This window comes from Ciceribacter ferrooxidans (assembly GCF_004137355.1).
GTDB lineage: Bacteria > Pseudomonadota > Alphaproteobacteria > Rhizobiales > Rhizobiaceae > Allorhizobium > Allorhizobium ferrooxidans.
In genome coordinates this window covers 122,376-139,100 of record NZ_SDVB01000391.1, presented here as the reverse complement: position 1 = coordinate 139,100, position 16,725 = coordinate 122,376, and the positions used below count along the sequence as shown (strand labels likewise).

Genomic DNA, 16,725 nt, shown 5'->3' with positions numbered 1-16,725 from the left:
CTCCATCCTAGTTCTCGTGCGACATCATACCACGACTTTTCCGGGAAAACGAAAGCGTAGTATTGTCGCAACGAGATACCCGCCGGGATAGAAAAGGCATCCTGAACGACGCATTCATGCACGTTCTACCACCCGGGCACCGGGGAAACGTCCGGGCGAGCCATGTTGTTCCGGAGCGGTGCCGGTCAGGCCTCGATCTCGACGTCGCCCTTCGGCCGCGAGCAGCAGGCGAGCACGTATCCCTCGTCGATCTCGTCGTCGAGAATACCGCCGTTGTGGTTCATTTCCACCTCGCCGGAGAGCTTCATCACCTTGCAGGTGCCGCAGAGGCCGGATTCGCAGGCCGCACCGATGCGCACGCCTGCGGCACGGGCCGCCTGCAGGAGAGTATGTCCCGGCTCGCAGGCGCCCTCCTTGCCGGACATCGCGAAGGTGACTTTCGTCGGCGCGACCTCGCCCGAGGGGCCGGCGACCACCACCGGCGGCGCCGGCTTCACCGGCTGGAAGGCTTCCTCGTGGTAGTTCTTCATGTCGAAGCCGGCGCCCGAAAGCGCATCGCGGACGGTCGCCATGAACGGCTCAGGCCCGCAGCAGAAGACCGTGCGGTCGAGGAAATCGGGCGCGAGCAGCGCGATCTTCGCCTTGTCGATCCGCCCCTTGAGTCCGGACCAGAGCTGGCCGCGGGCGGTCTGCCGGACGACGAAGCCGAGGGTGAGGTTCTCCATCTCGCGGGCCTTGGCCTCGAGCTCCGCGCGGAAGATGATGTCGTCCGGCGTGCGGGCGCAGTGCACGAAGGCGATGTCGCTGTCGGGCGCCCGGTCGCCGAGGTCACGGGTCATCGACATCATCGGCGTGATGCCTGAGCCGGCGGAGATGAAGAGATACTTGCGGCCCGGATGGCGGACATAAGAGAAGTCGCCAAGCGGGCCGATCGCCTTCAGCACCATGCCGGGCTTCAGGTGGTCGAGCATCCAGCGGGTGCCGACCGACCCCTTCTGCGCCTTCACCGTCACCGCGACCGTATAGGGCCGCGATGGACTGGAGGAGAGCGTATAGGTGCGCAGCACCGGCTCCGGACCGACCGGCAGCTCGAGCGTGACGAACTGGCCGGGGTGATAACGGAACCAGAGACCGGAGCGATCCGGCCGGAAGGTGAAGGTCATCACGTCCGGCGATTCGGGCGTGACGGCGACGCAGGTAAGCTTGTGTTCCCGGTCGGACCAGGGGCGCATTTCGTCGACATGGCGGTAATTCGGAATGGCGATATTCATGTCAGGCGACCGCGGAAAGACGGGCCTTGTCGCCCTGAAGACGGTTGACCATGAAATTCGAGTACCACTCGACGAACTGCATGACGCCGCCCTCATGTTCCAGCGAATAGGGGCCGGGCTCATAGGCCGGCGAGCGGATGCCGAAGGCGTTTTCCTCGACGATCGCCCGGTCCTGGTCGTTGGTCATCGTCCAGACATGGGTCAGTTCGTCGAGATCGTAGTCCACCCCTTCCACGGCGTCCTTGTTGACCAGCCAGGTCGTGGTGACGGCGGTCTCCTCCGCCGATAGCGGCAGCACGCGGAAGGAAATCGCGTGATCGCCGAGGATGTGGTTCCAGGTCGTCGGATAATGGAAAAGCAGCATGGTGCCGGCATGGCTGATCGGCACGTCGGCGGAGAGCGGGCGACGAACGGCCGGCTTGCCGCTCAGCGTGTAGCTTTCCGCCTCCTGGATCAGCGGCATGCGGGCGGTGCGGAACTGGCCGGTCGGGTCCATCCGGAATTCGCTCGGCAGGCCGGCGGCTTCGCAGCGCGCCCAGTGCGCGGCGATGAAGGGATCGTCCTTGGCGCCCTGCACGCCCGTCGCGGTGGGCGCTTCCGGATAGGTACGGCAGAGCTCCGGATGGTTGCCGGCGCAGTGGTAGCACTCGCGGTTGTTTTCCCAGACGAGCTTCCAGTTGCCCTTCTCGATGATCGTGCTGCGATGGGCGACCTTGGCCTCCCACAGCCGATGGGGCTTCAGGTAGGGCTCGATGGTGGCGCGTACCGACGCGAAATCCGGCGCCTCGTCGGCGAGGCAGACGAAGACGTAGCCGCCGACGCTCTCGCAATGGACGGCCTTCAGGCCGAACTCGCTCTTGTCGAAGGTCTCGCCCATCTGGCGGGCAAAGACGAGCGAGCCGTCGAGATCGTAGGTCCACTGGTGATAGGGGCAGACGAGCTTGGCCGAGGCGCCGCGATCGGAGGTGCAGACGCGGTGGCCGCGATGGCGGCAGGTGTTGTGGAAGGCGCGGATCGCGCCGTCCTTGCCGCGCACGACCACAACCGGGTAATCGCCGATCTGCGCGGTGAAATAGTTGCCGGCGCGCGGGACTTCGCAGTCATGGCCGATGAACAGCCAGTCGCGATACCAGATCATCTCCATGTCGAGCTTGAAGTAGTCCGGGTCGATATAGAACGGCTGCGCGAGGCTGAAGCCCTCACGGCGGCTCTTGAGTTGACGCAACACGGAACTGTGCAGATCCATCGGTGTCCTCGTTCGGCAGGGCGTGGCGGGAAGGGAGCGGCTCGGTGGTTTGCTGGGTCCCGACGCCGTCCTTCGATCATCTAACCACAGGCCGCGTGTCTCTGCTGCGCTGCGAAACGACATCGCCTCAAGCAATCACGACATTGCGGAGCGACCCCCACGGCAGATCGCGATATTTAGAATAATCGTTTTAGAACCCATACTTAACAGAACAATCCAAGTTCTTTCGAAGAAGCGGATTGGCGCAAATTGACAAGCGCGCGACGGCACGGAACCGGGCAAGGGCAACAGACGGCGACGCAAGCTTCGCGTAACGAAAGCGCGCCATAATGCCGATCTGTCGGAGCTCGTTCAGAGCCTCGCCCTTGCCGCCGAAGTTGGACCATGCCGAAGTTCAGATATTTCGCACTGAAGAAAAACGACGCTCCACCATCGGCGCTCAAGGCCGTCCACAGCGAGTTCCTGCGCACGGGGAGAATCTCGCGGCGGCGTGAGGACTGGGTGGCGGAAGAGCGCCGCTACCTTACCCACGAGGAGGTCGCCGAACGCACCGGCCGCAAGCTCGAAGCCGCAGGCGAGACGACCCACGAACGGATCAACGCCTTTCACCGGTCGATCCGCTTTCCGAAACTCATCTTTCACCGCACGCTCGAGAACCAGCCGCATCTCGGCTACTGCCACGTGACGGCGGCGCGCACCAGCTTCGCCCGCTTTGCCGACGTGAAGTGGGCGTTCTACCTCACCAACTTTTTCGCCGACATCGGCGGCACCGAACAGTTCTTCGAGCGCATCCGTCCGGATTTCTCGCGCATGTACTTCGCCGTCGCGATCCAGCCCGATCACGACAGCCGCACGATGGCGATCGACCGCTCGGTCCGCGACAACGGCGTGCTCTTCCGCACCCGGGACCCGAAGGAAGCCCTGAAGAACGTGCTGATGCTGGGCGCCCGCGACGTCGAATTGCGCAAGATCATCGCCGCCCTCTGACGCCGGCGGCGGCCGCGATCATCAGCCGCCGAAACCGCCGACGGACTGCTTCTTGTAGATCAGCCAGTCCTTCGGAACGAAGCCGCCCTCACCATAGACCGTGACCGTATTGCCACCCGCAGCCTTCGAGGTCGCGAGTGCCCGTTCCGCATAGCTGGTGAGATCGAAGGCGTTCGGCGCCTGTTCGGAGAAACAGATGCCGAAGGACATCTGCGCCTGGCCGAGCGCGCGGCCGGAACCGCCGTTGACGACCGCCGTCGAGGCGAGTTTCACCCGCACCAGATCGACGATGCGGCTCACTTCCTCCTGTTCGGAGGTATAGAAGAGCATGCCGAAGCGCGCACCGTCGAAGCGGCAGGCGAGGTCGCCGCCGTTCGTCACCGTCTGCACGATCTTCGAGACCTGCTTCAGGAAGCGTTCGGCGACGGTTGCGCCCATCTGTTCGGAAATGCGGCTGTAGTCGTCGATCTCGCCGACGGCGAGGCCGCAGAGCACCGGCATGTTGGGATTGGCATAGACCTTGGCGAGCGCCTTGTTGAAGGCGCGGCGGCTTCCGAGCCCCGTCAGGGCGTCGACGAACTTCGCCGTTTCCGCGTCTTCCGCCTCGCGCTGCAGGTCGGCGAGCGCCGCCGTCTTGTTGACGACTGCGCGCACCACGGTGCTGTTCTGGGTGGCGCGCTTCTCCGTCGCGACCTTGAGCGCGGTGATCGACTGCCCGAGCTCGACATGGTCAATGTCGCCCTCGGCGAGGATCACCCGCGACGCATCGCCGATCAGGCGACCGTAATCGGTGAGCGAGACCTTCTCCTCGTTCAGGAGGCTGATGAAGTTGCTGAGTTCGGCGCGGACGTGACCGTTGTGGCGGCTCAGAAGGCCCGCTTCGTGATGGTGCGGCAGGTATTTCCGTCCCAGTGCATCCAGTGCGTCCTGCGTCCTGTTCTTGCCGAGCGCCACGAATTCCCGCACCAGTTCCGGATTGCTGCCGGCATAGGCCTCGTAAACCAGCTCGTAGTTCCGCGGCAGGCCTTCTATCCCCATCTGGTGCATGGCGGTCGCGACACGCAGGGCGATACTGGAGGCGGGGTTCTTCGGAGGAAGCATGTTTGTTGTTCCGGCATTTCGAGGCGAATCTGTCGTTCGAGCCGACTATAAGAGGCAGAATTCTTTCTTTCGGTTACGCCGATGGATAAAGTTTTAGCGACCGTCCGCGAGGCGGTTCTCCCACCTGTGGACAAAGCCCGCGCAGGCTCCGCCCGGAAGGGCAAAAAGGAGTTGGTCCCGGCATGCAAGACACGCTATTGACGGGAAAACAGGACGTTGCGAGCGGCGACATGGCAAGATGCATCTCAATCGAAACCGCCCGGCAGGAGGCGATCACCGAAGCGGTGGCGGTGCTGTCGCGTGGCCTGCCCGTGGCGGTGCCGACCGAGACGGTCTACGGGCTTGCCGCCGACGCCACCGATCCCGCCGCGATCACCCGTATCTACGAGACCAAGGGACGCCCCCGCTTCAATCCGCTGATCTGCCATATGGCGGACCTTCAGATGGCCGAGCGCTACGCCGTCTTCGATCCGGTGTCGCTGAGGCTCGCCGAACGCTTCTGGCCCGGTCCGCTGACCCTCGTTCTGCCGCTGAAGGCCGGAAGCGGCATCCATACGCTGGCGACGGCGGGCCTCGACACCGTCGGCGTGCGCGTGCCGCAGGGTTTTGCCGGCGACCTCATCCGCGCCTTCGGCCACCCGCTTGCCGCCCCGAGCGCCAATTCCTCCGGCAAGATCAGCCCGACCACCGCCCGCCATGTACTCGACGATCTCGGCGGGCGGATCGAACTCGTGCTCGACGGCGGCCCCTGCCGCGTCGGCGTCGAATCGACCATCGTACGCGTCGAACCCGACAGGCTCCGGCTTTTGCGTCCCGGCGGCATCGCGGTCGAGGCACTCGAGGAGGTGAGCGGATTGCCCGTGGAGCGTCCGGCCGGCGCCGCCGCGGCCATCGAGGCGCCCGGCATGCTCGCCTCCCACTACGCGCCGAATGCCGCGATGCAGCTCGAAGCGCGGCGCATCGCAGCGGGCGATGCGCTGATCCGTTTCGCCGGTGCATCTGTCGCGGGAGAAGAAAGCGCGAGGCTCGTCCTCGACCTCAGCCCCGGCGGCGACCTTGCGGAAGCAGCCGCCAATCTCTTCGATTACATGAAGAAGGCCGATGCGAGCGGGGCTGCGCACATCGCCGTCACGCCCGTTCCGAACCGCGGACTCGGCGAAGCGATCAACGACCGGCTGAAGCGGGCGGCGGCGCCGAGAGAGAGCTAGCCAGGGAGAGGAAAGATGGATTCAGCGAATGCCCTCCTGCAGCAGTTCATCGACATCGTCGGCCCCGCCCACGCGCTGACGGCCGCCGCCGACATCGAACCCTATCTCGTCGAGGGCCGCGGCCTCTATCACGGCGCCTCGCCGCTCGTCCTCAAGCCCGGCTCGACGGAAGAAGTCGCGGCGATCCTGAAGCTTGCAAGCGCGACCGGCACGCCGATCGTCCCGGCCGGCGGGCGCACCGGCCTCGTCGGCGGGCAGGTGCCGCGGGAGGAAAGCCGCGACGTCGTGCTGTCACTCGAACGGATGAACCGCATCCGCGAGGTCGACACGGTCGGGGACGTGATCGTCGTCGACGGCGGCTGCATCCTCGCCGACGTGCAGAAGGCGGCGGAAGCGCACGAGCGGCTCTTTCCGCTCTCGCTCGGATCGGAAGGTAGCTGCCGCATCGGCGGCAATCTCTCGACCAATGCCGGCGGCACCGCCGTGCTCGCCTACGGCAACATGCGCCAGCTCTGCCTCGGCCTCGAAGTGGTGTTGCCGACCGGCGAGATATGGGACGGGCTCCGGCGGTTGAAGAAAGACAACAGCTGCTACGACCTGCGCGACCTCTTCATCGGCGCGGAAGGCACGCTCGGCGTCATCACCGGCGCGGTGCTGAAGCTCTTCCCGCGGCCACGCGGGCGGCAGGTCGCCTTTGCCGGACTGCGTTCCCCCGCCGATGCGCTGGCACTGTTCGAGCGCGCCTCCGTCCTCTGCGGAACGGCGCTCACCGGCTTCGAGCTGATGCCGCGCATCGGCGTCGAGTTCACCACAAGGCACATTCCGGGGGTGCGCGATCCGCTCGATACCGCCCATGACTGGTACGCGCTGATCGACATCTCGACCTCGGACTCGGCCGAGACCGCCGAGGCGATGATTACCACGCTGATGGAACAGGCCTTCGAGGCCGACCTCGTTCAGGATGCGGTGATCGCCGCCTCGCTCGCCCAGCAGGACGCGCTCTGGCACATGCGCGAGAGCATGTCGGAGGCGCAGAAGCCGGAAGGCGGCTCGATCAAGCACGACGTGTCCGTGCCGGTCGCGCGCATCCCGCAGTTCCTCGACGAGGCCGGCGCGGCGGTCACGGCGGCGATGCCCGGCGCCCGCATCTGCGCCTTCGGCCATCTCGGTGACGGCAACATCCACTACAACATCAGCCAGCCGGTCGGAGCGGACAAGGCCGCCTTCATCGGCCGCTGGCGCGAGATCAACGCCATCGTGCATGCCATCGTCCGCAAGGCGGGCGGGTCGATCTCCGCCGAGCATGGCGTCGGGCAGCTGAAGCGCGACGAGCTGATCGCCACGCGGCCGGCAATCGAGACGGAGCTGATGAACCGGATCAAGCAGGCCTTCGATCCGGCCGGCATCATGAACCCCGGCAAGATGGTATCTCCGCAATGACGGCACGGCTGACGCTCCGGATCGACCTGCCGAACGGCACGCGGCTCGGGCCCGGCAAGGCACAGCTTCTCGCCAACATCGTCGAGCATGGCTCGATCCGCGCCGCGGGTGCTGCGATGGGTATGTCCTATCGCCGCGCCTGGCTGCTGGCGGACGAGATCAACCGCATGTTCCAGGAACCCTCGATCATCACCCGCCACGGCGGAAAAAGCGGCGGCGGCGCCGAGCTGACCCCCTTCGGGGAGAGGCTGCTTTCCTGCTGCCGGCGCATGGACGAAGAAAGCCGGTGCGCAGTCGAAAGCGATCTCGCCTGGGTGGAAGGCGCACTCGACATGGCCTACCGCCCGCATGGTGCCGCCGACGTGGACGGCGACGACTGAACGGCGGCGTCATGCCCCCGGCATTCGTCACGACTGGCGGAACAGGCCCTCGGTGGCGATCGACACTGCCTTGAAGAGAAGGTGGACGGGTTTGCCGGGCGCGAGCCCGAGGCCCGCGGCCGAGCGGCGCGTGACTTCGGCGACGAGCTGCTCGCCGCTGCAATCAACAGTCACCATGGCCGAATGGCCGGAATCCGTGAGTGCCACGACATGGCCCGAGAGACGATTGAGGGTCGATATGCCGTCCGGAACCGTCGTCGAAAGGACGATCTCGCTGGTCGGCACGAAAACACGGATATGGGTGCCGACCGCCATGTCGGCCTGACGCAGAAAGAGCGGTCCGGCGCGACTGTCGGCGAGCGTCAGTCCCTCCTCCGGGCTGTGGCCGGTGACGACAGCGTGGAGGAAGTTGCCCGGCTGCAGGGCGCCTGTCGCCGACGACACGACGTTCAGCACCTCGTCCGGCGCCCCGATCGCGGTGGCCCGGCCCTGGGCGAGCACGACGACGCGGGTGGCGAGGCGGGCGACCTCCTCGATCGCATGACTGACATAGAGGATCGGGATGCCGACCTCATCGCGGATGCGCTCGATATCCGGAAGGATCGCCGCCTTCCGCTCATTGTCCAGCGCCGACAGCGGCTCGTCCATCAGGAGCAGGCGCGGGCTCGCCATCAGCGCGCGTCCGAGCGCCACGCGCTGTTTCTCGCCACCAGAAAGATTGGCCGGACGGCGGTCGAGCAGACGGCCGATGCCGAGGAGATCGACGACACGCTCCAGTGATTCGCGGCGCTCGGCGGCCGGCGTGAAGCGCCGGGCATAGGCGAGGTTCTGCCGGACGGTGAGGTGCGGGAAGAGCCGCCCTTCCTGGAAGACATAGCCGATCCGGCGCCGGTGCGGCGGCACGAAGATCCCCCGTTCCGCATCGCTCCAGGTCTCGCCGTCGAAGGCGATTCGCCCGTGTTGCGGTTTTTCGAGGCCGGCGACGAGGTTGACCAGCGTGGTCTTTCCCGAACCGGAGGGGCCGAAAAGTGCGGTCAGGCCGGCGCCGATCGCGAGATCGTCGACAAGCTCGAAGCCGTCGCGGCGATGGCGGACGTCGATGCGCAGCCTCATTGCGCCCCCGTGCCGGCGGCAAGGCGGCGCGCCAGCAGTTCCGACGCGATCACCGCACCGAGCGAGATCACGATCGAGACGAGCGTCAGCCGCATCGCCGCGAACTCGCCGCCCGGCACCTGCGTATAGGTGTAAATCGCCGAGGCGAGCGTCTGGGTCTCGCCGGGTATGTTGGAGACGAAGGTGATGGTCGCGCCGAACTCGCCCATCGCCTTGGCGAAGGCGAGCACCGCGCCGGCGACGATGCCCGGCACGATCAGCGGCAGGGTCACCGTAACGAAGACCCACGGGCGGCTGGCGCCGAGCGTCGAGGCCGCCGCCTCCAGCCTGCGGTCGACATTATCGAGCGAAAGGCGGATCGAACGCACGAGCAGCGGAAAACCCATGACGCCGGCAGCAAGCGCCGCGCCGGTCCAGCGGAAGGAGAAGACGAGACCGAACCACTGGTCGAGAAAGGCGCCGACCGCCCCCTTTCGCCCGAAGGTCAGGAGCAGGAGGTAGCCGGTGACGACCGGCGGCATGATGAGCGGCAGGTAGACGATGCCGTTCAGGAGCGCCTTGCCGAAGAACCTGCCGCGAGAGAGCAGACAGGCGACCGCCACGCCGACCGGCACGGAAAAGGCCACGGCTGTCGCCGCGACCTTCAGGCTGAGGAACATGGCCGTCAGTTCTTCCGGCGATAGCGTCACGGCGGCGTGGTCCTCGGTCTCCGGTCAATTCGTCTTGGCAAGCACCGTGAAGCCGGCAGCCGTGAAGCGATCATAGGCCTTCGGCGATTGAAGGTAAGAGAGAAATGCCGCCGCATCGGCATTATCCGCAGCCTTGAGCGCGGCGGCCGGATAGACGATCGCCGGATGACTGTCCTCGGGGAAGCGGTCCACCACCTTCACCTTCGGATCGGCCTTCGCATCGGTCTCGTAGACGATGCCGAGCGGCGCCTCGGCGCGCGAAACGAGGAGGAGCGCCGCGCGGACATTTTCCGCCTGGGCGACGTGATCCTTGACACTCTCCCAGACGCCGAGATTTTCGAGCGCCGCCTTGCCGTAGACGCCCGCCGGTACGGCATCGGTATTGGCCATGGCGAGATGTCCGTCGCCGAGGGTGCTTGCGAGCGGGAAGTCCTTGCCGATCGCAAGTGCGACGGCGCTGTCGGAAGGAGCGACCAGCACGATCCGGTTGCCGAGCAGGTTCACGCGGCTGCCTTCGGCGACGAGGCCGGCCTTCTCGACATAATCCATCCACTTGAGATCGGCCGAGATGAAGAGGTCGGCGGGCGCCCCTTCCTCGATCTGCTTGGCGAGGGCCGAACTGCCGGCGAAGGAGAGCGTAACCTCCCCGCCCGTTTCCGCCTTCCAGTCGGAGGCGATTTCGCCGAGCACATCCTTGAGGCTCGCCGCCGCAAAGACCGTCACGGCATCGGCCGCCGAGGCGGCCAGCGGCGAAAGGAAGACGACACCGGCGACGACCACCGCACCGACAAGACGGGATACCCCCGCAAAAACGCTCATTATAGAACCCTCTCCAGCTGTCGATATATTTTCATGGATATATCGGTAGCCGATCAGAAACCGCCAGGCAAGAGGCCGGCCTCCGTCCCGGGCTTGAGCCCGGCCGTGGATCAGCCGGACCGCAGCGTGGCGAGGGACATCAGGAGGTCGCCGCTGATGCCGGCACTGCCGTCGCCGAAAACCCCGAGCACCGGATCGGTCGTGGAGTTCTCCATGTCGTACATGGCGGTGAAGCGCTGCAGCAGGCGCTTGACCTTGGCGGGGTCCTGCATCTCCGAGAGGTCGAGGTTCTTCTTGACGATCTTCGCCTGCACGTCGACGTCCATGCTGGAGAACTCGGAGGGAAAACCGTAGGTCACGCGGAAGACCTCGAGCAGCGCGCTGTCGGCAATCAGCCCGTAGGCGTCGGTGAGCGTCGGCGCCATACGTTCGAAGTAAAGGGCGAGACGCACACCTTGATTGCTCTCGCCTTCGCTCTCTTCGAGGCTTTGCCGGAGGTACATGTTGGCGGTCTCGAGTGCCGAACCGCGCTGTTGCACCGTGCCGACGGTCTCGCGCGTCAGATTGCCATCGCCGTCGAAATTGAAGGAGGCCAGGAGCTCGGCCCAGTCCTCGTCCGTCTGCTGGTTGACGAAGCTCTTCTCGTCATCGAGATCGGACGAGAAGATCTGCTTCAGGAACTCGTCGGACACGTTTGCCGGGTCGAATCCATAGGCGCCGAGCACGACATCCACCACGCGACGGTCGGCCAGAAGATCGTCCACGGTTCGAATGCTCTGGATCTTCTCCTGATAGTATTTGGTCTCCGCTTCGGCCGCCGTCTTCGCCTTCGTCTTGTCGTCACCCTCGAGGAAGCGGATCTTGTTGACGATGTAATCCTTGGCCGTGCGGGTGATGGCCAACTGGTTCTGCGCGAGAAGCGGCACCGCGGCATCGCCCTTACCGTCGAAATTGAAGGCTTCGGCGAGTTTTACCAGACGCTCGTCCCGGGACCTGTTGACGAAGCTCGCCGGATCGGTGACGTCGCTGGTCAGGGCCTTGCGCAGTTCGGCGTCGGTGTATTCTCCGGCCTCGATGCCGAAGGGCTTGAGCAGGATCGGGCGCAGCGCCGCATTGCCGAGCAGGACGTCAACGTCGGTGAGGTCGGAAAGCTTCGTCTTGTAATAGTCGATCATGCTGTCCATACGCTCGACATCCTTATCGTCGTAAAACTCGGCATAGGCCGAATTCGTCTCGATGATCTGGGTGCCTTGCTGCGCGGCGTAGCCGGCCTTGACGTTGCCGGCCGTATCGAAATTGAATTTCTGGGCGATCGCCACCCAGGCGGCGCCGCCATTGGTGACGGCGTAGTTGTTCGGGTCGGAGAGATCGCTGGTAACGATCGACTTGAAGACCGACGAGGTCATGCCGGCGTCGAGCTGGAAGGCCGTCTTCACGTAGTCGAAGAGGCGCGTGTCGGAGGTGAGTTCCCCGACCGAGGTGATGGTCGCCATCTTGGCGGAGTAGTACTTCTTCTCCCGCGCAAGCGTGTATTCGGACACGTAGTTCTGCGCGCCGTCGACATAGAGGTAGACGGTCGCCTCCTTCTGGTCCGCCGTCTGGGCGGTCGCCGCCGAAAGGCTGCCGTCGGCGTTGAAATTGAACGCCTGTGCCATCTTGAGAAACGCGGCCGAGTTGGCGGCATTGTCGGTGACGAGCTGGTTGACGTAGCTGTTCGGATCCGACGTGTCGCTCGTCAGGATTTTGACGAAGTGGTCGTTGGTATAGTAGCCGCGGTCGATGCCGTAGGCCTCAAGGACGTAATTGAAGAGCCGCTTCGACTTGACCAGCTGGTCCGCACTGGTGACCGTGTCGATCGCCGCCTCGTAATAGTTCGTCTCCGTTTCGACGTCGCCGGCGAGATCGACCTGAGCCCGCTTGTAGCCGTCGATGATCGCTGTCTCCTGGGCGTCCGTCTGGACATCCTTGACCTGCCCGACGAACTGGAAGGCAAGTGCGAAGTTCCGGTAGCGCTCGTCGGTGAGCTTGTTGGCGTAGCTCTCGGAATCGTTGAGGTCGCTTTCCAGAACCTTCTTCATGAAGGCCTTGGCGTAGGTCATGTCCTCCAGGCCGTGAGCCTTCATCGCATAGCTGTAGAGCCGGTAGTCGTCGAGAAACTCGTCGACCGTGGTCACCTTGTCGATGTTTTCCTTGTAGTAGGCGGCAAGCCGCTCCGTCTGGGCGTCCGAAGCGACGCGATCGAGACTCGACTTCAGATTCCTGACGACGAGGTCATAGCTCAGATAGGTGGAAACCACGGCGCAACTCCCGGACGAGAACACTGGCGCGGCCACCATGCCTGCCGAGCCTTGCCCCGGGCTTTTGGCGCGGCAGCAGGTGGCGAGCGCGTTCACTGTCTCGAAACCCTGAGCCGTTGGACTTCGCTAACCATCTGAGGATGCAAAGTTTTCTTAACCGCAATTTTTAAGTTGCCCGGAAGGGGGCGCGACTATCTTCGCGATCAGAGGACGCAAAGTCCCGAAGCGATGGCCATGACGGCTCTCGAGGTAAAACAAGGGTAGAATGATGATGACGAACACGGTTATGAAGCCTGCCTGGGCGGGCGCGACGCTGAGACTGGATCCGTCCCGTTTCCCGCATCAGATCACTTACGCATTGCGCGAAGCGGCCGGCGATGTCACGATCACCATTGACGAGCGTGGCGCCATTCTGCGAAAGGTCTTGCCTTCGAGCGGCCTGCCGCTGTCCTTCGCCCTGCCGGCCCGCGCTTTCAAGGGCGTCGCGGCGCGGGCGATCGACCACGGAGATGGAGAGGTAACGGTAACCTTGGAACTGCATCACGAAGATCCGGACCTGTGCATCCCGCTGCTGGTAGCACACGACCTCTGCGATATCGCAGCCGACTGGCGGGGATGGGCGGATGCTTTCCGGATCCCGATGCTGATGGTCGAGGCCGACGGTATCGCCCGTCCGCTTGAAGAGCATCTCGGTGACGTCAAGGCCCGCGCCACCCAGCCGCGCCGCCGCCATTCCTATTTCGCACAGCGCCGCCCGCGCTTCCTGGTCCGCCGCTCGACCGGCAGCCTCGGCGTGGCGATGAAGATCTCCGGCAAGGAAATCATCGCCCGCAACTGAGCGAAGGACCGGTCATCCGGTTCTTTTCGAGACAATCAGGCAACCGCCAGATACGAGGCCCCGCTCATTCCGATGCGGGGCCTGTTTCGTTTCGGGCCAGCGGTTTTGCCTCAGGCGAAAGGCAGCGCGGCAAGAAGCCCGAGGAAGACGATCGCGCCGACCCGGCTGTTGGACTTGAAGAGCGCGAGGCACTGGACAGCGTCATCGATGTCAAGAACGGCGATCTGGTAGATGAACATGCCGCCGGCGACGAAAAGGCCGGCAAAGGCGAGGAGACCGGCCCCGGCCGCGAAGAAGGCGGCGGCGAGCAGAACGAGCGTCAGGCCGTAGAGGCCGACGAGCCAGGCACGGGTGTTTTCGCCAAAGAGGCGCGCGGTGGAACGCACGCCGATCAGCGCATCGTCCTCCTTGTCCTGATGGGCGTAGATGGTGTCGTAGCCGATCGTCCAGGCGACGGCGGCGGCATAAAGCAGCACGGCCGGCAGAGACAGCGAGCCGAAGAGCCCGGCCCAGCCCATCAGTCCGCCCCAGGAGAAAGCGAGCCCGAGGAAGAATTGCGGCCAGTCGGTGAAGCGCTTGGCGAAGGGATAGATCGCGACGATCGCCAGCGAGAGCACGCCGAGCCCGATCGCAAAGCCGTTGAAGCAGAGAAGGACGAAAAGGCCGGTGAGGGCCTGCGCCGCCATGAAGAGCTTCGCCTGCAGGCGGCTGACGCGACCGGAGGGAAGCGGCCGCGACCGGGTGCGGGCGACCGCCATATCGATCTCGTGATCGACGAGGTCGTTATAGGTGCAGCCGGCGCCGCGCATGGCGACCGAACCGATGAAGAAGAGCACGAGATGGAAGGCGAAGAGCAGGACGCTCAACCGCCCCTCCCCCTGGAGGACGTTGGCGGCAAGCGCCGACGACCAGAAGCAGGGCCACATCAGGAGCTGCCAGCCGATCGGCCGGTCCCAGCGCGCGAGCTGGGCAAAGGGCCAGGCGGCGCGCGGCAGGATGCGGTAGACCCAGTTGTCGGAGGGCGCATCGGCGACGCGCCCGGAATTTTCAGCAAACGTGTTCATGCCGGATTGATAGACCAAACACCGGCGGAAGGAAACAAGAGGTGCGGCCGATCAGTCGACCCGGACACCGAACTTGTAGCTTGCCCCGACGCCGAAGAGGAACTGGTTCGGCGTGCCACGCTCCTGGACGAGGCTGCTGTCGGCGGCCGGCCCGACGAGGCGCTTGTATTCGGCAAAGGCGCTCGCCTGCAGCCGTTCGGTGGCATTCCAGGTGATCGCCGCCCCTGCCCCGACCGATTGCCAGCCGGCGCCCGGATCATACTGGTCAAGACCGGAAGCGGCCGATTCGGCGGCGTTCACGCCGTAATAGGCGCGGCTGTAGCCGCTCGTCGCATATCGGGCGCGCGGTCCGCCGGAAACCTGCAGGTCGGGCGCAATGTCCGTGAACGCATCGGCGGCGACATCGGCGACGAGGCCGTCATGGCTGCGGACGCCCTGGCGCAACTCTCCGCGCACCCGCAGATAGTCGGTCGGGTAGACATCGACGAACCCGCCGACTTCGGCGCCAAACTTCACGTCGGACAGGCCCTCGAGGTCGTCCGAGGTATCGGAATCCCGTCCCCAGACCAGCCGGCCGGCGACGCCGGCCCTCACCGCTTCGGTCTCGACGATACCGAAGGAGGGGCTGTCGTTGCGCGACGAAAACGGCTGCGTATTGCCTTCGCGTCCGATCGAGATCGTCGGAGAGATCCCGATCTTCCGTTCCGTCGAGCCTTCGTAGGAAGGCTCGCTCACACCCTGCGCGCCGAGCTTCGCATACCAGTCGCCGGCGAGGACCGCGTGAGCCGGCAGAAGGGTGACGAGGGACAAGAGAAAGCGGGCGGGAAGACGCATGACACAAGCTCCGGAAACGCAATACGAAGGTCCGCCGGTGCGGAGGGGAACCGGTGACGCATTCGCACGAAATGCGTTACCGGATCATTAACCTTGCCGCTGCTCTCCCCGCGCCCGGTTTCAGTACGTCACCTTCTCGAGTGGCGGGCGCGTCGCGTCGAAGGCGGCAAGAGACGCCTCACGCTCGGCCATGTAGCCGCGCGTGTCGGGAACCGCGAAGGTGTTCCGGGCGAGCTGCATCTGGAAGATGAAGAAGCCCTGATGCGTGAAGGCCATCTCCGAACCGGCGAGATAGAATTCCCACATGCGGACGAACCGCTCGTCATAGAGCCGGACCACCTCTTCCTTGCGGGCGAGGAACCGTTCGCGCCACAGACGGAGCGTGCGGGCGTAGTGGCGCGGCATGATCTCGATGTCGCGGACGAAGAGACCCGCCTTCTGCACCGCCGGCAGCACCTCGGCGAGGGAGGGAATGTAGCCTCCCGGGAAGATGTACTTCTCGAAGAAGGGATTGTTGACGAGCGGCGGCGTCGGCTGGCCGATCGAATGCAGCAGCATGACGCCGTCCTTGTCGAGCAGCTCGGCCACCTTGCGGAAGAACCGGCCGTAATTGGAGGGGCCGACATGCTCGAACATGCCGACCGAGACGATGCGGTCGAACGGCTTCGCCTTCATGGTGCGGTAGTCCTGCAGCTCGAAGCGGACGCGGGAGGAAAGCCCTCGCTTCTCTGCCCGGCCACGCGAGACGCGCAGCTGTTCGGTGGAGAGCGTGATGCCGGTGACGTCGACCCCGGAGGATTCGGCGAGATACATCGCCATGCCGCCCCAGCCGGAACCGATCTCCAGCACGCGTTGGCCTTCGCCGAGCAGCAGCTTGGCGGCGATGTGGCGCTTCTTGGCGACCTGAGCCTCTTCCAGCGAAGTCTCCGGCGTCTCGAAATAGGCGCATGAATATTGCCAGTCGGGATCGAGGAAGAGGTCGAAGAGCTTCGCCGAGAGGTCGTAATGGTGAGCGACGTTGCGTTGGTTGTGGTTGAGGGGAAGGAGGCGCTGCAGGCGGGTGAGCGCCAGCCGGGCCACCCCGCGCCAGATCATGCCGAAGCTCAAGTCCTCGGCAAGCGTATTGGACTTCACGAGCGCGAGGAGATCGTAGATATCCCCCGCGTCCATGACCATGCGGCCGTCCATGTAGATTTCGCCGAGCTTCAGTTGCGGATCATCGACGAGTTCGTTCTCGGCCTTCTCGTCGATGAAGCGGATGGCGACCGGATCGCCCGTACCGTCTCCGTAGGTCTTGTTCTTTCCGTCAGCGGTGGTCGCCGTCAGCGTACCGGTTCTGATTATGCGATTCAGTAATCCCTCAAGCTTCGAGGTCATTTATGCCCCCAATTTGCTATCAACGAATATGAAACGGAAAAAATCTAACGCTTTTATCAGC

General features: G+C 64.7%; 15 protein-coding genes. 5 read left to right on the top strand and 10 right to left on the bottom strand.

Annotated features, from left to right (window positions below; genetic code table 11):
- Positions 1 to 185 precede the first annotated feature (185 nt).
- Both EUU22_RS24240 and EUU22_RS24235 read right to left on the bottom strand, forming a co-directional pair.
- A complete protein-coding gene (locus tag EUU22_RS24240) occupies positions 186 to 1,271 on the bottom strand; it encodes an FAD-binding oxidoreductase (protein WP_129334532.1) in 1,086 nt (361 codons plus the stop codon).
- A 1-nt stretch (position 1,272) separates the two neighbouring features.
- Positions 1,273 to 2,517 (bottom strand): aromatic ring-hydroxylating oxygenase subunit alpha, encoded by a 1,245-nt coding sequence (locus EUU22_RS24235; protein WP_129334531.1) that lies wholly within the window; start codon positions 2,515 to 2,517, stop codon positions 1,273 to 1,275.
- Between the two features lie 384 nt (positions 2,518 to 2,901).
- Between EUU22_RS24235 and EUU22_RS24230 the strand changes: the two genes are divergently transcribed.
- Positions 2,902 to 3,504 carry a DUF6656 family protein gene (locus tag EUU22_RS24230; RefSeq protein WP_129334530.1) on the top strand — a complete coding sequence of 201 codons (603 nt, stop codon included), beginning with the start codon at positions 2,902 to 2,904 and terminating at the stop codon, positions 3,502 to 3,504.
- Positions 3,505 to 3,525: 21 nt separating this feature from the next.
- Here the strand turns inward: EUU22_RS24230 and EUU22_RS24225 are convergent, their stop codons facing one another.
- Positions 3,526 to 4,605, bottom strand: coding sequence for a GGDEF domain-containing protein (locus EUU22_RS24225; protein WP_129334529.1), 1,080 nt, complete (start codon positions 4,603 to 4,605; stop codon positions 3,526 to 3,528).
- A gap of 230 nt (positions 4,606 to 4,835) precedes the next feature.
- Here EUU22_RS24225 and EUU22_RS24220 point away from each other — a divergent pair, with 230 nt between their 5' ends.
- From EUU22_RS24220 to EUU22_RS24210, 3 genes are read left to right on the top strand one after another with little or no spacing between them, the layout of a single operon-like run.
- The gene (locus EUU22_RS24220; RefSeq protein ID WP_129334553.1) at positions 4,836 to 5,813 is read left to right on the top strand and encodes an L-threonylcarbamoyladenylate synthase; all 978 of its coding nucleotides are present in this window, start codon (positions 4,836 to 4,838) and stop codon (positions 5,811 to 5,813) included.
- Between the two features lie 15 nt (positions 5,814 to 5,828).
- The gene (locus EUU22_RS24215) at positions 5,829 to 7,253 is read left to right on the top strand and encodes an FAD-binding oxidoreductase (RefSeq protein WP_129334528.1); all 1,425 of its coding nucleotides are present in this window, start codon (positions 5,829 to 5,831) and stop codon (positions 7,251 to 7,253) included.
- A complete protein-coding gene (locus EUU22_RS24210; RefSeq protein ID WP_129334527.1) occupies positions 7,250 to 7,633 on the top strand; it encodes a winged helix-turn-helix domain-containing protein in 384 nt (127 codons plus the stop codon). Before EUU22_RS24215 ends, EUU22_RS24210 begins: the two co-directional genes overlap by 4 nt.
- 27 nt (positions 7,634 to 7,660) lie before the next feature.
- Here the strand turns inward: EUU22_RS24210 and modC are convergent, their stop codons facing one another.
- The 4 genes from modC to EUU22_RS24190 form a co-directional block, all read right to left on the bottom strand.
- On the bottom strand, positions 7,661 to 8,746 hold the full coding sequence (gene modC / locus EUU22_RS24205) for a molybdenum ABC transporter ATP-binding protein (RefSeq protein WP_129334526.1): 1,086 nt from the start codon (positions 8,744 to 8,746) through the stop codon (positions 7,661 to 7,663).
- Positions 8,743 to 9,435: a molybdate ABC transporter permease subunit gene (gene modB, locus EUU22_RS24200; RefSeq protein ID WP_129334525.1), complete on the bottom strand. Its 693-nt coding sequence runs from the start codon at positions 9,433 to 9,435 to the stop codon at positions 8,743 to 8,745. The genes modC and modB overlap by 4 nt, the downstream gene beginning before the upstream one ends.
- 24 nt (positions 9,436 to 9,459) lie before the next feature.
- On the bottom strand, positions 9,460 to 10,254 hold the full coding sequence (gene modA / locus EUU22_RS24195; protein ID WP_129334524.1) for a molybdate ABC transporter substrate-binding protein: 795 nt from the start codon (positions 10,252 to 10,254) through the stop codon (positions 9,460 to 9,462).
- Between the two features lie 110 nt (positions 10,255 to 10,364).
- Positions 10,365 to 12,551: a DUF1217 domain-containing protein gene (locus EUU22_RS24190; RefSeq protein WP_165351287.1), complete on the bottom strand. Its 2,187-nt coding sequence runs from the start codon at positions 12,549 to 12,551 to the stop codon at positions 10,365 to 10,367.
- A 271-nt stretch (positions 12,552 to 12,822) separates the two neighbouring features.
- Between EUU22_RS24190 and EUU22_RS24185 the strand changes: the two genes are divergently transcribed.
- Complete coding sequence (locus EUU22_RS24185; protein ID WP_129334522.1) at positions 12,823 to 13,389, top strand: DUF6101 family protein; 567 nt, start codon at positions 12,823 to 12,825, stop codon at positions 13,387 to 13,389.
- Between the two features lie 110 nt (positions 13,390 to 13,499).
- On the opposite strand, the gene ubiA is transcribed toward EUU22_RS24185, so the two are convergent.
- The 3 genes from ubiA to EUU22_RS24170 form a co-directional block, all read right to left on the bottom strand.
- Positions 13,500 to 14,453, bottom strand: a complete 954-nt coding sequence (gene ubiA, locus EUU22_RS24180) for a 4-hydroxybenzoate octaprenyltransferase (RefSeq protein ID WP_129334521.1) — start codon at positions 14,451 to 14,453, stop codon at positions 13,500 to 13,502.
- Between the two features lie 51 nt (positions 14,454 to 14,504).
- On the bottom strand, positions 14,505 to 15,287 hold the full coding sequence (locus EUU22_RS24175) for a MipA/OmpV family protein (RefSeq protein ID WP_129334520.1): 783 nt from the start codon (positions 15,285 to 15,287) through the stop codon (positions 14,505 to 14,507).
- Between the two features lie 120 nt (positions 15,288 to 15,407).
- A complete protein-coding gene (locus EUU22_RS24170) occupies positions 15,408 to 16,664 on the bottom strand; it encodes a cyclopropane fatty acid synthase (protein WP_129334519.1) in 1,257 nt (418 codons plus the stop codon).
- Between the last annotated feature and the right edge of the window lie 61 nt (positions 16,665 to 16,725).

Coding starts and splice junctions, on each gene's coding strand:
- EUU22_RS24240 (WP_129334532.1), bottom strand. CDS start 1,271: ATGAATATCGCCATTCCGAATTACCGCCATGTCGACGAAATGCGCCCC.
- EUU22_RS24235 (WP_129334531.1), bottom strand. CDS start 2,517: ATGGATCTGCACAGTTCCGTGTTGCGTCAACTCAAGAGCCGCCGTGAG.
- EUU22_RS24230 (WP_129334530.1), top strand. CDS start 2,902: ATGCCGAAGTTCAGATATTTCGCACTGAAGAAAAACGACGCTCCACCA.
- EUU22_RS24225 (WP_129334529.1), bottom strand. CDS start 4,605: ATGCTTCCTCCGAAGAACCCCGCCTCCAGTATCGCCCTGCGTGTCGCG.
- EUU22_RS24220 (WP_129334553.1), top strand. CDS start 4,836: ATGGCAAGATGCATCTCAATCGAAACCGCCCGGCAGGAGGCGATCACC.
- EUU22_RS24215 (WP_129334528.1), top strand. CDS start 5,829: ATGGATTCAGCGAATGCCCTCCTGCAGCAGTTCATCGACATCGTCGGC.
- EUU22_RS24210 (WP_129334527.1), top strand. CDS start 7,250: ATGACGGCACGGCTGACGCTCCGGATCGACCTGCCGAACGGCACGCGG.
- modC (WP_129334526.1), bottom strand. CDS start 8,746: ATGAGGCTGCGCATCGACGTCCGCCATCGCCGCGACGGCTTCGAGCTT.
- modA (WP_129334524.1), bottom strand. CDS start 10,254: ATGAGCGTTTTTGCGGGGGTATCCCGTCTTGTCGGTGCGGTGGTCGTC.
- EUU22_RS24185 (WP_129334522.1), top strand. CDS start 12,823: ATGACGAACACGGTTATGAAGCCTGCCTGGGCGGGCGCGACGCTGAGA.
- ubiA (WP_129334521.1), bottom strand. CDS start 14,453: ATGAACACGTTTGCTGAAAATTCCGGGCGCGTCGCCGATGCGCCCTCC.
- EUU22_RS24175 (WP_129334520.1), bottom strand. CDS start 15,287: ATGCGTCTTCCCGCCCGCTTTCTCTTGTCCCTCGTCACCCTTCTGCCG.
- EUU22_RS24170 (WP_129334519.1), bottom strand. CDS start 16,664: ATGACCTCGAAGCTTGAGGGATTACTGAATCGCATAATCAGAACCGGT.